14 protein-coding genes and 1 pseudogene are annotated in these 16695 nt (G+C 68.3%); 3 read left to right on the top strand and 12 right to left on the bottom strand.

What is annotated here, in order from left to right; genetic code table 11:
- Window positions 1–10 precede the first annotated feature (10 nt).
- The 11 genes from ACFYWY_RS28365 to ACFYWY_RS28315 form a co-directional block, all read right to left on the bottom strand.
- On the bottom strand, window positions 11–268 hold the full coding sequence (locus ACFYWY_RS28365) for a hypothetical protein (RefSeq protein ID WP_389190939.1): 258 nt from the start codon (window positions 266–268) through the stop codon (window positions 11–13).
- 224 nt (window positions 269–492) lie between these two features.
- A complete protein-coding gene (locus tag ACFYWY_RS28360; protein ID WP_389190937.1) occupies window positions 493–1482 on the bottom strand; it encodes a response regulator in 990 nt (329 codons plus the stop codon).
- Between the two features lie 64 nt (window positions 1483–1546).
- Window positions 1547–2932, bottom strand: coding sequence for a sensor histidine kinase (locus tag ACFYWY_RS28355; RefSeq protein ID WP_389190935.1), 1386 nt, complete (start codon window positions 2930–2932; stop codon window positions 1547–1549).
- A 3-nt stretch (window positions 2933–2935) separates the two neighbouring features.
- On the bottom strand, window positions 2936–3823 hold the full coding sequence (locus ACFYWY_RS28350; protein WP_389190933.1) for a DUF5936 domain-containing protein: 888 nt from the start codon (window positions 3821–3823) through the stop codon (window positions 2936–2938).
- Between the two features lie 39 nt (window positions 3824–3862).
- Window positions 3863–4804 carry a type II secretion system F family protein gene (locus tag ACFYWY_RS28345; RefSeq protein WP_389190931.1) on the bottom strand — a complete coding sequence of 314 codons (942 nt, stop codon included), beginning with the start codon at window positions 4802–4804 and terminating at the stop codon, window positions 3863–3865.
- A 59-nt stretch (window positions 4805–4863) separates the two neighbouring features.
- Entirely contained in the window at window positions 4864–6204 is a 1341-nt protein-coding gene (locus ACFYWY_RS28340) for a CpaF family protein (protein ID WP_389190929.1), read from the bottom strand.
- 39 nt (window positions 6205–6243) lie between these two features.
- Complete coding sequence (locus ACFYWY_RS28335; protein ID WP_389190927.1) at window positions 6244–6597, bottom strand: TadE/TadG family type IV pilus assembly protein; 354 nt, start codon at window positions 6595–6597, stop codon at window positions 6244–6246.
- Between the two features lie 3 nt (window positions 6598–6600).
- On the bottom strand, window positions 6601–7002 hold the full coding sequence (locus tag ACFYWY_RS28330; RefSeq protein WP_389190925.1) for a pilus assembly protein: 402 nt from the start codon (window positions 7000–7002) through the stop codon (window positions 6601–6603).
- Between the two features lie 57 nt (window positions 7003–7059).
- Entirely contained in the window at window positions 7060–8310 is a 1251-nt protein-coding gene (locus tag ACFYWY_RS28325; RefSeq protein WP_389190923.1) for a CpaE family protein, read from the bottom strand.
- 7 nt (window positions 8311–8317) lie between these two features.
- Window positions 8318–9031 carry a Flp pilus assembly protein CpaB gene (gene cpaB / locus ACFYWY_RS28320; protein WP_389190921.1) on the bottom strand — a complete coding sequence of 238 codons (714 nt, stop codon included), beginning with the start codon at window positions 9029–9031 and terminating at the stop codon, window positions 8318–8320.
- A 118-nt stretch (window positions 9032–9149) separates the two neighbouring features.
- Window positions 9150–10028: a hypothetical protein gene (locus tag ACFYWY_RS28315; protein ID WP_389190919.1), complete on the bottom strand. Its 879-nt coding sequence runs from the start codon at window positions 10026–10028 to the stop codon at window positions 9150–9152.
- Window positions 10029–10412: 384 nt separating this feature from the next.
- Between ACFYWY_RS28315 and ACFYWY_RS28310 the strand changes: the two genes are divergently transcribed.
- On the top strand, window positions 10413–12110 hold the full coding sequence (locus tag ACFYWY_RS28310) for a chitinase (RefSeq protein ID WP_389190917.1): 1698 nt from the start codon (window positions 10413–10415) through the stop codon (window positions 12108–12110).
- A 66-nt stretch (window positions 12111–12176) separates the two neighbouring features.
- On the opposite strand, the gene ACFYWY_RS28305 is transcribed toward ACFYWY_RS28310, so the two are convergent.
- On the bottom strand, window positions 12177–13502 hold the full coding sequence (locus ACFYWY_RS28305) for an Nramp family divalent metal transporter (RefSeq protein WP_389190915.1): 1326 nt from the start codon (window positions 13500–13502) through the stop codon (window positions 12177–12179).
- A 90-nt stretch (window positions 13503–13592) separates the two neighbouring features.
- Between ACFYWY_RS28305 and ACFYWY_RS28300 the strand changes: the two are divergent.
- Window positions 13593–13739 (top strand): annotated as a pseudogene (locus ACFYWY_RS28300) (acetylxylan esterase); the annotation flags it as partial.
- Between the two features lie 174 nt (window positions 13740–13913).
- The gene (locus ACFYWY_RS28295) at window positions 13914–16604 is read left to right on the top strand and encodes a glycoside hydrolase family 97 catalytic domain-containing protein (RefSeq protein ID WP_389190913.1); all 2691 of its coding nucleotides are present in this window, start codon (window positions 13914–13916) and stop codon (window positions 16602–16604) included.
- Window positions 16605–16695: the final 91 nt, after the last annotated feature.

The following is a 16695-nucleotide window of genomic DNA, read 5'->3' as shown; positions in this document are numbered from 1 at the left end:
ACCGGTGGACTTACTGGCCGCCACCGCCGCCGCCCCCGCCATTGAGGACCGAACGGATCTTCTCCGAGAACTTGCCTGCGATCTCGCCGCCGAGGTTGGTCTGCAGCAGCAGGGCGACGATGGCCACCACCAGGATGGTGATGCCGACGTACTCGATCGCCCCCTGCCCCTTGTCCTTGCGGCTCTTGACGCCCTCGAGGACCGAGTCCCTCCAGTCGGTCACATAAACCCTGGCCCGTGTCGCCGCTTTCAGACCGATGTCCGTCATGACGCTCCCCTCCGGTTCCGGCCGGCCGTCGCCGGGCCGGCACGTACGACTCCTCGTTGCCGTCCACGCTTCCGGCTTCCTCCTGGCCGGTCTCGCTTCCGACGGGAGAAACGTACGGCGGGGCCACATCCCCGGGCATGGGCCTCAGGGCCCAACTCCGGGCCCAATCCCCATTCATGGGGTGGGCCCTGCGGGCCACGTGCGAGCGGGAACTCCGCACACGCTCATCCATGCCGCGCCGACCCCCCTCGCGTCGCCATGCTGTGCCAGACGGCGATGGCTTCACCGCGGCTGCCCGCGTTCAACTTGGCGAAGATGCGGTTGATGTGGTTCTTGACGGTCTTCTGACTGATGAAGCAGGACGCGGCGATCTGCTGGTTGGTCATGCCGGACGCAATCAGCTCCATCACCTCCACCTCCCGCTGACTCAGCTCGGTGATCACTCCGCGCAGTCCGTCGACTACACCGGGGCTCCGAGACGAATGTGCCACATTTGCTTGCGTAAGCGAAGGCGCTTGAGCAAATTGCTGCGGAGAGGCCGGCTGGTGTCGCGTGAACGCCGTGCCCAGCTCGTCGGGAAGCGGCTGACCGCCCCCGTCGCCGGGGCCGTCACCCCGCACCCTCGCCAGCAGCGCGCTGGAGGCGGAGTGCGTGAAGTGGGCCCGTCCCGTCTTGATGTCCCGTACCGCGGCGACGAGTTGGTCGGCGGTGAATTCGCCGTGAACGAGATAGCCGCCCGCGCCCAGGCGCAGCGCCTCGTGCACGATCTCGCTCTCCCTGCTGTACGTCATCATCAGCACCGGCGCCAGCCGCACCAGGTGCGGCAGCGCCGAGATGCCGTCCACGCCCGGCATGCGAACGTCCAGCAGAACGACGTCCGGGCGGTGCTGGACTGTCGCGTCGTAGGCCTGGCGGCCGTCGGCCGCCTCCGCGACGACTTCCAGGTCGTCGCGGCCCTGCAGCAGAACGGTCAGCCCGGCGCGTACTACCGGGTTGTCGTCGGCGACGACCACCCGCAGAGGTGGGGCGGCCGGCATCGCGGCCGGTCCGGGCAGAGCGGGGTATTCGCCGGTGGTCACGGGCGGCGCGGAGGCCAGGGGGACACCCGTGGTGTGGTCGGAGCTGAGCGGCGTGGCGTGCGAGGACGTGTGCTGCGAGACATGGGACTGCTGGGTCCAGTTCTGCCCCGAGCCGTGGGAGACGTCGTCCGGCATGCTGCAGCCTCCTCTCGGAAGGTGGGGACGGTTGGTTGGTTGTGGTTGGTGAGCGGTGAGCCGGTCAGTGGAGCAGCGGCGTTCGGTGCCGCGTGGGTTGAGGGGGGATGCCGGGGATGAGCCTGAGTGCGGCGGCCGGCAGTTCCAGGCGGACCTCGGTGCCTTTCGCCGCCCGGCCCCTGCCGATACGGATGCGGGCCCCGATGGAAGCGGCCCGCTCGACCATGCCGACCAGGCCGAAGTGGCCTGCCCTTCTGAGGTCGTCGAGGGTGATGCCGGGCGGAAGTCCCCGCCCGTCGTCGTACACGCTGATCCTCAGTACGTCGCCGACGACACCCGCCGAGACGTCGAGGTAGCTGGGGTGACCGTGGCGGTGGGCGTTCTCCATGGCCTCGGTGGCGATGGTGAGCGCCTGGCGGGCGACGGCGTGCGGCGCCGTCGGTACGGGAATGTCGCCGAGCCCGCGGAACGTGGCCCGCACGCCGTAACGCCGAGCGAAGTCATCGGTTCTGGCGCGGAGTTCGGCCATGATGTCGACGCCGCCGTCCAGGCCGGACTCGCGTCGCAGATCGGAGAGCAGCTCGCGGGACTCGGTCGCGGCGCGGCGGGCCGAGCGCGCCACCAGCTCGGCCTGGTGCTTGACGGTCAGCGGGTCCATCCGGTCGGCCGTCCCGGCCAGGCCGTCGGCTGCGAGTGCCAGTCCGTGGAGCGTCTTGGCGACGGAGTCGTGCATCTCGCGGGCGAGCCGGGCGCGTTCCTCCTCCACCGCGCTGCTGACCGCGAGGCGTGCGCGGGTCTCGGTCAGCGCCTGGGATGCGGCGCCGAATCCGAGCAGGAGGCTGCGGAGCGCGCTGCCGACGGCTCCCGCCATCACGCACAGGCCCACCATCAGCAGCGCCGAGGCGTCTGCCTCGATCTTCTCGTTGATCGCGTAGGAGGCGGCGAGGAGCAGCGTCTGAAGCGGTGCGAAGATCGCGGCGCCACGCCACCCGTACACGAGTCCGGCGAGCAGCGGGGTGCAGAAGGTGACGTACGTGAGCGTGGAACCGGGCGAGGCCGAGAACAGCAGCAGCGCCCCGAACAGCATGTCCACGGCGAGCAGCGAGGGATGGCGCAGCAGCACAGGGCCGAACCGCTCCCAGTCGCGCAGCAGCACATAGGACACCATGACGGTGACGAGGACGGCCGCGCCCACGAGCCAGCCGCCGAGGCCCCGGTCGACACCCGAGAGTGCGAACGGGGCGGCGAGCGCGGTCATGGCGAGGCGGAAGCCGAACAGCTGCCGGCACAGCGCCTGCAGGGCGTTGACCTGGATGGGCAGCGAGGGCACATGTCCCGGGGCACTCTCGGGAGCGCCCGCCTCTGAGCCACCGGTCAGTGCGGTCCTTCTCAGCCCGGCCCTGGTCAGCCCCGCCCTGGTCAGCCCGGCCCTGGCTAATGCAGCCCTCATGGCTCAGCCCCCGAAGATGTCGTTGAAGTTGACATTGGAGGCGTAGTAGAAGCCGACCACGATCAGGATCATCGTCCCGGGGAGCATGAAGCTGGTGACGATGAGCGTGGCCTTCGGGACGGCCTTGGCGGCCTTGCGGCGCGCGTTCTGGGCGTCGGTCCTGCGCATGTCGTTGGCGATCTGGATGAGGGTGTCGACGATCGGGGCGCCGAGCTCCTCACCCTGCTGCAGCGCGGACACGAACATCGACACCTGGTCGGACTCGTTGCGCTTGCGCAGCTGCTCGAAGGCTTCGCGCCTGCCCACGCCCATGTCCATCTGACGCAGGGTGATGCGCAGTTCGTCGGCCCAGGGACCTTCGTACTTCTCGGCGACGCGCTCCAGCGCCTGGCGGAAGCCGAGTCCGGCGGAGACGACCACGGCCAGGACGTCGAGGAAGTCGGGAAGGGTCCGCTCGATGTCGTCCCTGCGCCTGCTGATGGCAGCGCGGATGAGGACGTCGGTCCAGAAGAGGCCGTAGAGGAGGAAGAGCACGGCGAACACGATCTGGCCGTTCATCAGCATGCCCAGGGCCACGAGGGAACCGAGGACCCCGTATACGGCGCGGCGGGCGGCGTAGCGGTCGAGGGTCAGACCACCGGGGTTGCCGGCCATGTCCAGCTTCCGGCGGACGGCGTCGACGCGCTTGGGTCCCATCATCCGCAGCACATACGGCGCGTAGCGCATGCCGATGCGGTCGATGGCGGAGCCCGTTGCGCTGGTGCGGCTGGCGCCGACCTCCAGGGCGACGGCGAGGTCGCCGGGAAGCTTGGCGTCGGCGCGATACATGCGTACGCCCTGGAAGGCTCCGTAGACGGCGAGCCCGAAGACGGCCGCGAGCAGCAGTCCCATGGTGTGTTCCCTCCCTTCTGTGTGGGTCAGAGGTGTGGATCAGATACGGACGCGGGTGAGGCGGTTGATGAAAAAGAAGCCGAGCGCGTAGAGAGCCGCAGAGACGATCACGGCGAGCCTGCCGACCAGCGCGCTTGTCATGTCGTCGAGGGCGCCGGACCGCATTCCGTCGATGAGCAGCAAGAAGCCCACACCGAGCACGGGAACGGCCACCGCGGTCACCTTGACCTGGGAGAGCAGGGTCGTGACCTCGCGGCGGGTCTCCTTGCGCTCCTCCAGGGTCTGGGTGAGGTTGCGCAGCGAGGAGACGATGGTGCCGCCCGCCCGGTTGGAGAGGATGAGGGTCGATACCAGGACGGTCAGCTCACGGGAGGGCAGCCGCTCGACGAGATCGTTCAGCGCGTCGTCCAGAGAGCGGCCCATGGTCAGCTGATCCGCAACCCGCCGCAGCTCCTCCCTGGCCGGATCGTCCAGCTCGTCCACGGCCATGCTGATGGCGGTCCGCAGCGCGAGACCGGCCTGAGTCGCGTTGGCGAGTACGCGGGTGAGTTCGGGCAGCTGGTTGATGAACGCCTCGGTGCGCTTTTGGCGCTGCCAGTTGAGAAAGCCGTTGGCTCCCCAGACTCCGATGACGGCAGCGATGATCCCGAAGAAGGGCGCGAAGACCGAGCCGGCGATGAAGTACAGGGCGAGCAGCGCGCCGACCACGTAGACGAAGTACTCGCCCGGGGTCAGATCGAGCCCGGTCGCCGAGATCTGGCGCTCGATCCGCTTCCCGAGGCGCGTTCTGCGCAGCCGACGGTCCACAGCGCTGAAACGACGACGCCGGCCGCCCTCGATCGCGAGCTGTCCTGTCTGCGTCATCCGCTCCAGCAGGGCTTGTCGCTGGGCCTGGCCCGAGGAGTAGACATGCACCCCGACGACGGCGAGCACACAGCCGAGCAGGGTGACACCCATCGTCAGGAGCGGGAGGTTATCCATGTCGGGCGGGGCCTTCTCGGTGAGCGGGCGGACGGGGGCGGGTGGGGACGGCGAGCCGGTCAGGCCGTCGACGTGCGCGAGGCAAGCTGCTCCTCCGTACTGGCGACGCCGAAGGCCGGGGGTAGCGACTCGCCCGCCATGTAGAGGCGGTCCGCGATCCGGCGGGGCAGCGGGAAGTACACGAACTTCCCGTGGATGCGGCCGTCCGCGGCCATCGGCCGGGCGTCGAAACGGCAGACCGTGACGATCCGGTAGTCCTCGCGGCCGTAGGAGTCGACGATGGCGATTTCGGTGATCTTGCGGGCGCCGTCGGCGTGCCTTGTGAGCTGCACGATGACGTCGACCGCGCTGTTGATCTGGTCGTGGATCGCCACGAAGGGGATCTCGACCTCGGACATGGAGCTGAGGGTCTGCAGACGCATCAGGGCGTCCTCGGCGCTGTTGGCGTGGACGGTGGCGAGCGAGCCGTCGTGACCGGTCGACATCGCCTGGAGCATGTCGAGCGTCTCGCCGCCGCGGACCTCACCGACGATGATGCGGTCCGGCCGCATACGCAGGGAGTTGCGCACCAGGTCACGAATGGTGATCTGGCCCTTGCCCTCGACGTTGGCCGGCCGGCTCTCCAGCGTGATCACATGCGACTGCTGGAGCTGGAGCTCGGCCGAGTCCTCGATGGTGACGATGCGTTCGCCGCCCGGGATCAGTCCCGACAGGGCGTTGAGCAGGGTCGTCTTTCCCGTGCCGGTGGCGCCGGAGACGATGACATTGAACTTCGCGCGGACCAGGCCGACCAGCAGCATCAGAATCTGCTCGTCGAGCGAGCCCAGGCCGATCATCTCCTGGAGGGTGAAGGCTCTGGGGAAGCGCCGGATGGTGAGGATCGGCCCGCTCAGCGAGAGCGGCGGAATGATGACGTTGACACGCTCGCCGCTGGGGAGACGGGCGTCGACCATCGGATTCGCCTCGTCCACCCGCCGGTTGACGGTGGAGACGATGCGCTCGATGGTCTGCATCAGCTGCTCGTTGGAGGAGAAGCGCATCGGGAGCAGCTCCAGCCGTCCGCTGCGCTCGACGAAGACCTGATCCGGTCCGTTCACCATGATTTCGCTGATGGAGGCGTCTTCGAGCAGCGGTTCCAGGATGCCGAGGCCGAGCGCCTCGTCGACGACCCTGCGGATGAGCTGGGAGCGCTCGACGGTGGACAGCACCGGGCCCTCGCGGCTGATGATGTGGCTGAGGACGCGCTCGAGGCGGGCGCGGCGCTCGGCCGCGGCGAGGGCCGACATCTCGGCGAGGTCGATCTCCTCGAGCAGCTTGGCGCGGTAGACCCCGACGAGCCGGCTCTCCTCGCTGTGCCCGGTCGTCGGCTCGGGGTTGTTGATGCGCGCCCGCAGGCTCATGGGTTCAACTCCCTCGTACGGCTTGCCTGGTGCTGTCGGTCAGTCACGGGGCATGGTGGCGCTCTTGGTGGTGCTGAAGTCGAAGCCCGGTACGAGGAAGGGAATGCCGACTGTGGCGGTGACCTTGATCTCGTCGCCCGCCTCGGTCTTGTCGAAGTCGGCGTCGAGCCAGTCACTCATCGACGCCCGGCCCGCCTCCTCGTAGCCGATCCGGGCCTGGTCCTGCGAGGCCACCCGGGCCGCGGCCCGCGCCGCCGTGCCCGCCTGCTGCGCGGCGTACACGGCAAGACCGACCTGGACCGCGATCAGCGCCACCAGGAGAAGCAGGACGAGCCAGCCTCCGTACTCGATGACCGCTTGGCCCCTGTCCCGCCGGATTGCCTGCTTCCGCATGGCTCAGTTCCTCTCCGTCGCGGCGGCGGCGCGGCCGGGAACAGTGATCGGGAGGTTGAAGGCCCCCGGGAAGAGCAGCGGCACTTCGAGGTCGGCCCTGGCCTTGACGAGATCGCCGTCCTGCCCGCAGGAGATCTGGTACGACCAGCTGCCGGGCAGGTCTTCCTGCCCGGCTCGTTTGCACGCCGCGTCGCGGTCCCCCTCGGTCGCCGTGCCCGCGCTCACGGCCTTGTCCGCCGCGTTCCCCGCGAGTACGAAGGTGTAGCCGACCAGCGCGGCCTGCCACAGCAGGACCATCGTCACCAGAATGATCGGGACCATGCCCGTGAATTCGATGACGGACTGGCCGCGGTCACCGCGCAGGCGCGGGTCTCGGTACAGCGCGCGTACTCCTGGTCCCGTCATGGCTCAACGTTCCCCCTCAGCCCTCAGCCTTGTATCTGTTCACTTCGTACGCCCTGGTCACTTCGTACGCCCCTGGCGGCGGCCGCCGCCGAGCGAACCGCGGTCCTGGCGGAACCTGCTCTGCTTCTCGGCGGTGGCGTTCCTCACCAGCCCCAACTCCCCCGCCAGTGCCCACAGTGCTTGTTTCACCGTGGACTTGGACTCCAAATCCTGCATACGGCCCGCATCGACGACCGCTTGAAGTTCCTTGAAGCCGGCCGGGACCGACACTCTGGCCACCCGGGTGGAAGTGATCTTCTCGACCAGCGCCGGCTGGATCTCCGTATTGCGCGTATGACGGTTGACGACGGTGACGGTCTCCTCCGCCTTGCGGATCTGGAGCCGGTCCCAGAGCCGGACCATGCGCTTGGTGGCCCGGACGGTCACCACGTCCGGGGTGGTCAGCAGCAGTGTGGTGTCCGCCATCTCGATGGCGGCGGCGTTGGCCGTGTTCATATGCGTGCCGCAGTCGATGACGACGATCTCGTAGCGGTGGCGCAGCGCGCTGACGATCTGGCGGACCAGCCGGTCGCTGACCTCCTCGCCCCGCTCGCCCTCGGCCGGCGCGAGCAGCAGCCCGAGGCCGGTGTCATGGCTGAACAGCGCGTCCTGCAGCACGCGGGGTGAGATGTCCTGGATCGCGGTCAGGTCCACGATGGACCGGCGGAACTGCACATCCAGGTACGAGGCCACATCGCCGCCCTGCAGGTCCAGGTCGACGAGCGCGACGGTGTGGCCGGAGGCCTGGGCTGCGAGCGCGAGCTGGATCGCGGTCACCGTGGTGCCGACCCCGCCCTTCGCGCCGCTGACGGTGACGACGGTGCCGCCGGGCCCCGTGAAGACATCGGCTCCCTGGCCCAGGTGGCGGCGTACACCGACGGACCAGCCGGCCGCCGCCTGGACGCGCTGCGCCAACTCCTCGTACGACAGCGGCAGTCCCACCAGGCCGCGGGCACCGGAATCCATCGCCGCCGAGTAGAGGCCGGGGCTTGCGTCGGCGGTGACCAGGACGACTCCGACGGCCGGAAAGCGCAGCGCCACCTCCCGGATCAGTTCGAGGGCCGGGACGGGCCCGATCCGCTCGTGGACCAGCACGACCTCGGGCAGTTCATCGAGCGATTCGCCCGCCAGCCGGGCCAGCAGGTCGAGCAGTGAGGTCGAGTCACCGACCGGCGAGGCAGGTTCGGCGTCCGGTAACTGGCTGAGGAGGGTGGTGATGGCTCGGGAGGCGTCGGCGTCACCGACGGCCGGGAGAATGCGTGTCGTCATCCGGCCCTCACTTGTTCCTGTCTTCTGAGAGGTCGTAGCTGCCGTCGCCCGGGCGCAGCGTGGTGGGGCTGCCGTCGGGAACCAGGGCGAGGCGTACGTGCTCGGCGAAGGACTCGGCGTAGGCGACGCGCTGGGCGTCCGTGGTGTTGAGGGCGAAGGTGATCGGCACGGCCTCGGTGGGGCCGCTGTCGCGGTCGCCCTTCTTCGGGTCGAGCGGGGTGAGTTCGCCGACGTCCAGCACCTTGGCGTTGGCGACGATGATCCGCGACTGGTCCACCTCGGAGTCGTTCTGCGCGGCGAAGGTGGCGAAGATGTTGACCAGCTTGCCGGGCCTGATCTTGCCCGCGACTCCGGTCGCCGCATCGATCATGATCGCGATCTCCTGCTGGCCGCTCTCCAGGCTCGGACGCTTCACGATCATGTCGTCCTGGAGCAGGGATCCTCTGCGGAGCTGGGTGACGGCGATCTTTCCGTTGATCACGTCGAGATCGGTCACCGCGCTCTCGGAGAGCCATCGCCGCGGCATGGTGATCTTCTCGAACTGGCCCGGCGCCAGGGGCGTATAGGGCGCGATATCTGTCCTGACCCGGTAGGCGGCAACCTCGGGCCCGACTTTTGAATTCACATCGCTGATCACCGAAAGCACACCGGCGAACGCGCCGAAGGCGCACAGAACCGAGAGAAGCAGAAGTATGACGCCGCGGCGCTGCCGTGAATTCATGGGCGGGACAACCTCGTTCTCAGACGTGGACTGACGGAGCGGACAGGGAGAGCGGAGCGGTTTGGTGCACGCCTTCGACCGGCCGCCGCGGTCCGTGCGGGGCCGCCTGGCCGACGGCTCACGACCCTTGGGGCGTAGGCGTTCCTTGGTTCAGGACACCGGGCGCGCGAGTTTGGTTCTCGATGGACGAGAGGGGGGACAGGCAGAACCCGCAGCGATCACCGATCAGTTGAATGCCGCACCAGGAGCACACCTCTCGCCGTACGGACGAAACCAATTGATAAAGAACAGAGATGTCCGGAAGAAAGGCGGCGAATTCGATCAACCTGGCCGTTCCCCACCAGCGGGGAGATTCGGCGGGCAGCATGGATTCCTGCACATGCTGAACCCGCCAGGAGGGCGCGAGAGTCCCCGTCACCCAGTCCGACTGTAACTGGCCTCTCGCCACGATCAGTTGCGTACCGAATTGAGGACCCGCCAGATCGCCGCTGCCGATCTTCACGAGCTGTGGATGGGGATTGGCCAGTACGCCGAACTGTGAGCCCGGGACCCAGGACTTGGCATGGGACTTGAGGCTCACGGGGACCCGGTCGAGCTTCGTGACCGAGCTGAGCAGCGCACCCGCGTAGACATAGTGGGAGAGCAGCCGGGCCGCGGAGGCGACGACTCCCGCGCTGAAGTCACAGATCGACAGCTGCCGCATCTGACGGACCAGCACGGCGACGCCCAGCGGTGGCAGATCGAGCTTGAGGAGCGCGATGCGGTCACTCTCCAGCACGGAACGGACCGTATGCAGCCGGCGCTCGTGGACCGCGGGGATGGATGCGGGATAGAGGGCGATCACATACCCGTGCTGCTCCAGCAGGACGGTCATGTCGGCGAGGGCGGCGTCCAGGGGCTGGGCTTCGGGCGACTGCAGCAGCGCCGCGGTGGGCGTCTGCTGATCGGTCGGCGGCAGCACGAGATCTGCGCTGGTGACAGCTATCGCGGTCGGCACGCTGGTTCCCCGTTCGCCCCGGCCGCCGGAGTCCCGACGCCCGCAGATCCCTACTGCTCCGTGCTCCTGCTCCTGCACTTTAGCCACGTACAAGGAGGCAGAGAACACCTTTCAGAACCGAGAGCTGCAACGTGCACACGCTGCGCACAGGCAAAATCGGCTGAAGCGGTCATTTGTTAACTCGTGTTACTCCACAGTGAATCCGGCGGCACTCGATTCGGCCTCGACCCCCTGCCCCTGTCCGCGGACCGGCGCGGCCTTCCGTATACGAATCATCGCCAGAGGTCTTGACAACCCTATTGGTCTGGACCAGTTTGTACGCCCAGCGGTGGCCACCGTTCCCATACCCTCCACACCCCCCAACTCCCCCACTGGAGGCAGCAAGTGGACCGCACCACACGCTCACGGAGATGGCTCGGCGGAGCGCTGGCGCTCGCCGTCGGGACCGGTCTCACGCTCTTGGGCACCACCGGGACCGCGCAGGCCGCCGACGTCAATGTCGCCAAGAACGCCGGCTTCGAGTCCGGTCTCGCCAACTGGACCTGTTCCGGCGGCAGCGGCGCCACCGCCTCCTCCCCCGTGCACGGCGGCGCCTCCGCCCTCAAGGCGACCCCCGCCGGGCAGGACAACGCCAAGTGCACGCAGACCGTGGCCGTCAAGCCCAACTCGAGGTACACGCTCAGCGCCTGGGTGCAGGGCGGCTACACCTACCTCGGCGCGACCGGCACCGGCACCACCGACGTCTCCACCTGGACGCCGGACTCCTCCGGCTGGAAGCAGCTGACCACCAGCTTCACCACCGGTGCGAGCACCACCTCCGTCACCGTGTACACGCACGGCTGGTACGGCCAGGCCGCGTACTACGCCGACGATGTGAGCGTCTTCGGCCCGGACGGTGGCGGCGGCGGTGACCCCGACCCGGTGGTGCCCTCCACGCCCGCCGGGCTCAGCGCCGGGGCTGTGACCTCGTCGTCCGTGGCCCTGTCCTGGAACCCGGTGTCGGGAGCGACGGGCTACAACCTCTACCAGAACGGCGCCAAGGTGCAGTCGGTGACCGGGGCCTCGGCCACCGCGACCGGACTGAGCGCCTCCACCTCGTACCAGTTCCAGGTGACCGCGACGAACGCGGCCGGTGAGTCCGCGAAGTCCGCGGCGGTGACCGGTACCACCTCGAGCTCCGGCGGCGGGGGCGGCACCGTGCCCAAGCACGCGGTGACCGGCTACTGGCAGAACTTCAACAACGGCGCCACCGTCCAGAAGATCAGCGACGTGCAGGCGCAGTACGACATCATCGCCGTCTCCTTCGCGGACGCCACCGGGACGCCTGGTGCGGTGACCTTCAATCTCGACTCGGCCGGGCTCGGCGGCTACACGGTCGCCCAGTTCAAGGCGGACGTGGCAGCCAAGAAGGCGGCCGGAAAGTCCGTCATCATCTCGATCGGCGGCGAGAAGGGCACCATCACGGTCAACGACTCCACCTCCGCCACGAACTTCGCCAACTCCGTTTACGCACTGATGCAGGAGTACGGCTTCAACGGCGTCGACATCGACCTGGAGAACGGGCTCAACTCCACCTACATGACGCAGGCACTGCGCTCGCTCTCCCAGAAGGCGGGCTCGGGTCTCGTCATCACGATGGCGCCGCAGACCATCGACATGCAGTCGACGTCGAACGAGTACTTCAAGACGGCGCTCAACATCAAGGACATCCTGACCGTCGTCAACATGCAGTACTACAACAGCGGTTCGATGCTCGGCTGCGACGGCAAGGTCTACTCGCAGGGCTCGGTGGACTTCCTCACCGCGCTCGCCTGCATCCAGCTGGAGGGCGGTCTCGCGCCGTCCCAGGTGGGGCTCGGCCTGCCGGCCTCGACCAGCGGCGCGGGCAGCGGCTACGTCTCCCCCACGATCGTGAACAACGCCCTCGACTGCCTGGCCCGGGGCACGAACTGCGGATCGTTCAAGCCGTCCAAGACGTACCCGTCGCTGCGCGGTGCGATGACCTGGTCCACGAACTGGGACGCGAAGTCGGGCAACGCCTGGTCGAACGCGGTGGGACCGCACGTGCACGCTCTGCCGTAACTCCTCCACGCAATGCCGTACGGCCCGGACGCCGAGGGTGTCCGGGCCGTACGCCCCTGAGGACGGTCAGAAGAAATCGGCCCACGGCTGGTCGGCGATCTGCTTCACACACAGAACCAGGAACAGCAGCCCCGCGATGACCAGCATCGCGTTGCTGAGCATGCCGTTGCGCCATTCCCTGGGCGTACGCCCGGAGTTGAGCAGCCAGACCAGCGTCAGCGCCAGGAACGGCATGAAGGCGGCGCCCAGCACTCCGTAGATGATCACCAGTCGGAACGGCTGGCCCTGGAAGAGCAGGATCATCGGCGGGAACGTCAGCCACAGCAGATACGCCCGGAACGGCACCGACTTCTCACGGGCGCCCGAGGCCACCTCCTCGCCGGTGACGGCCTGCTCGCCCGCGCCCAGGCGGTCCTTGCGGTAGCGCTCGACGAAGTCCGCGAACATCAGGCTCACGCCGTGCCATACGCCGATCAGCGAGGTGAAGGACGTGGCGAAGAAGCCGATGAGGAACAGCTTGGCCGTTCCGGCGCCGTACTCCTTCTCCAGGATGTCGCCGAGCTGGATCAGGCCCTTGTCGCCGCTTGCGATGGCGACGTCCGCGGAGTGCAGCAGCTCTGCACCGACGAACAGCATCGCGATGACGAAGACGCCGGTGGTGAGGTACGCGACGCGGTTGTCGAAGCGCATCACCTTCATCCAGCCGGCGTTGGTCCAGCCCTTGGCGTTGACCCAGTATCCGTACGCGGCAAGGGTGATGGTGCCGCCGACGCCGCCGATCAGGCCGAGGGTGTTGAGGATCGAGTCCTTCTCGTCGGGGAGGACCGGGAGCAGTCCGGCGAAGGCGTCGCCGAGGTTCGGCGTGACCCGGATCGCCAGATAGACGGTGACCACGAACATCACGCCGACCAGCACCGTCATGACTTTCTCGAAGACTTCGTACTTGTTGAACCAGACGAAGACCAGGCCGACGACCCCGGTCAGCATCGCCCACCACTTCAGGCCCATGACGTCGGGGAACAGCGCCTGGAGGGGCAGGCCGCTGGACGACATGGCCGCCGCTCCGTACACGAAGCCCCAGACGACGACATAGACGACGAAGAACCAGGTGGTCCAGCGGCCGAGGCTGGCCCAGCCGTCGAAGAGCGTGCGCCCGGTGGACAGATGCCAGCGGCCGGCCGCCTCGGCCAGGGAGATCTTGACGACACAGCCGATCACGGCGGCCCAAAGGAGCGTGTAGCCGAAGTTGCTGCCGGCGATGAGCGTGGCGACGAGGTCACCCGCTCCGACGCCGGTCGCCGCGACGACGATTCCGGGACCGATGTATTTCCAACTCGACTTGCGTGGAAGCGAGATGGACTCGTCGGTATTGCTTTCTGTGGTGCCTGCCATGAGCTCGGCCGCCTTCCCGCTCGTCCCAGGATGTGACTGGGGTCACCCAAGCGGGGCGAGAGAGATCGCGCAAGAGGGTCTGCGGCCCGCCGTGCGTGCCCGCCGTCGACGGTGTTCGCGGCCTTCAACGCCTATGCCGGCCCGCACAAGGAGATCGAGGTCTACGACTTCAACGGCCACGAAGGCGGCCGTCCGCATCAGCGGGCGATTCAACTGCGATGGCTGGCAGGGCGGCTGCGGGCCACCCGTTGTGACGCGGGGGGTTTACAGCTTGGGGAGAAACCTGTAGTCACTGAGGTTGCGCCGTCCGATTTCGTTTGAGCTTGTTCGCAGTTGAGGGTTCGTCACCATCGAACTGGGCGTGCGGAGCGGGACTGACAACGTTGCCAGGCAGGCGAGCGGAGGCTTTCGGTGCTCACAGGGTCACCCGGATCACGCAGCAGACTTCTGACATGGCTCGCCGTCGTGCTGAGCGCCGCGCTCGGCATCGGCGCCCTAGCGGCCCCGGCCGACGCCACCGAACGGAAGGACGGAACCTGGACCGTCACCCAGCGGGCCGGAGCGAAGCAGGACCCTCTGACGGCGGACATACGGCTGGACGATCCCCGGGGGGCGCTGTCGTTGAGCGTGCGCAGCGGCGGGACGACCGTGTTGGAGAGCGCTCCCCTGGGCATCGTCACCACGGCCGCAGACCTCACCTCCGGCCTGCGCCTGCAGGGTCGGCAGACCCAGGAGATCACCGAGCGGTACGAGACCACGACCGGCAAGGAGCGCCGGCGCAGCACACGGATGACACAGACGCGCTTCTCCTTCACGGGCGAGAACGGCGCACGGCTCGATCTGCTCGTCCGGGTCTCCGACGACGGCGTCGCCTACCGCTATGTGCTGCCGGAGCCGGGCGACGTGACAGTGCTCAGGGAGGCGTCCGCGTTCCAGCTGCCGGCCGCCTCGCCCGCCTGGCTGATGCCGTACACCCCCAACTATGAGCGTCCGCACACCGAGACGACCGCCGCGGCAGCGCCCGCCGGGGACTTCGGCTACCCCTCGCTCTTCCAGGTCGGCGGCAAGTACGTGCTGCTGACCGAGTCGGACGTCGACGGGCGGTACGCCGGCAGTCATCTGGTCCATGAGTCGGGAACCGGCCGGTACACGGTGGAGCTCGCCGACGAGCGGATCACCTCGCCCGGACCGCTGGCCACCCCCTGGCGTACGGCCGTCATCGGCGACCTCGCCGCCGTCACCGGGTCCACCCTCGTGGACGACCTGGCGCCCGCGTCCCGTATCAAGGACACCTCCTGGATACGGCCCGGCAAGGTCGCATGGTCCTGGCTCGCCGGGTTCGGAGCGGCGCAGCGCAGTCTGGAGACGCAGCAGCGGTTCGTCGACTACAGCGCCGCGCACGGCTGGGAGTACACGCTGGTCGACGACGGATGGAAGACCACCGACTGGATGCCCCAGCTGATCACCTATGCCCAACAGCGCGGTGTGAAGGTGCTGTTGTGGATGCACTGGAGCGATCTGGACACCGCGGCCGAACGCGAGGAGATCCTGCCGAAGGTGAAGGGATGGGGCGCGGCCGGCTTGAAGATCGACTTCATGGATTCTGACTCGCAGGCGCGTTTGCGCTGGTACGACGACATACTCCAGGCCACGGCGCAGCAGAAGCTGCTCGTCAACTTCCACGGCTCGACCCTCCCGCACGGCATCCAGCGCACCTGGCCGCACGTGATGACGATGGAGGCGGTGTACGGCGCCGAGCAGGGCAATGTCTCCATCCGTGACGTCGCCACCCTGCCGTTCACCCGGAACGTCGTGGGGTCCATGGACTACACGCCGATGGGCTTCCAGTTCGGCACGCGCAACACGTCGGAGGCCGCCGAGCTCGCGCTCTCCGTCGTCTACGAGTCGGGCTTCCAGAACTTCGCCGGTTCGGTGAAGGCCTACCGCGACCGCCCGCAGGCGGAGCGCTTCCTCGATCAGGTGCCGACCGTCTGGGACGAGTCACGGCTGCTGTCCGGCCAACCGGGCGACGGGGCGACCTTCGCGCGGCGGCACGGCAACCGCTGGTTCCTCGGCAGCGTCACGGCGGGGGCGGCGGCGACACAGCGGGTGCCCCTGGACTTCCTCGGCGGGGGACGCTGGCGGGTGGACGTCGTACGCGACGGACAGGGCGGGCTGGTCCGCGAATCGCACGTGGTCGACCGCCGGGACACGCTGCCGGTGGCGACCGTGCAGAACGGCGGCTTCGCCGCGCTGATCTGCCGGGACGAGCCCGGCCGCACCACCTGCGACCGGCCCGTGGACCGGATGCCGTTGACGACACTGACAGCCGGGCCGCAGAACATCCAGGCCGAGCCGGGAGCAAGTGTCCAGGTCGACGGCCGGTTCCTCGTCGAGGAGTTCGGGCCCGCCACGGACGTCACCCTCACGGCGACCGGCCCGAAGGGCTGGACCGTCGAGGGCCCAGGTGCCGAGACCGGCCAACTGCCCACGGGCAAGCCCCTCGACGCCCGCTGGACGGTTCGTGTCCCGGCAGATGCCGCGTACGGCTACAGCGATGTGATAGTCGCCGCCGGCTACCGCGTGCCAGGGAGGAGCGCTGTCCTGCGTTCAGACAGGACGGTGCGGGTCTTCCTCTCGCCCCCCGGGGTCGACTTTGTCAGCGACCTGCCGTTCGCCGCCGAACGCAACGGCTGGGGACCGGTGGAGCGCGACATGTCCAACGGCGAGAACAGCGCCGGTGACGGCGGTCCGCTGCGCATCCGCGGCATGGTGTACGACAAGGGCCTCGGCATGCACGCCTCGGGCGAGGTCTCCGTCGACATCGCAGGCGCCTACGACCGGTTCACCACCAAGGTGGGCATCGACGACGAGGTGACCGGCGAAGGCAGCGTCGTCTTCGAAGTGATCGGCGACGGGCGGGTACTGGCCACGACCGGGGTGCTCACGCGCGCGGACGCGGCACACCCGATCGATGTCGACATCGTGGGCGTACAGCGGCTCACGCTGCGGGCGACGGACGGAGGCGACGGCATCAACTTCGACCACGCGGACTGGGGTGACACCCAACTGCGGCTGACGGCCGCTCCTCGGGCGTACTAGTACTCCAGTTGCGTTTCTCCATTTGTCCTGGTCAGCGTGCCTGTTTCGAGTCTAGTGGGCTGACGCTGCATCAGGGCGGTGGTGGTTCGTG

This window comes from Streptomyces sp. NPDC002870 (assembly GCF_042888505.1).
In the GTDB taxonomy this organism is placed as follows: Bacteria; Actinomycetota; Actinomycetes; order Streptomycetales; family Streptomycetaceae; genus Streptomyces.
Note: the sequence above shows the minus strand (reverse complement) of the source record. Positions and strands in the feature narration are given on the sequence as shown.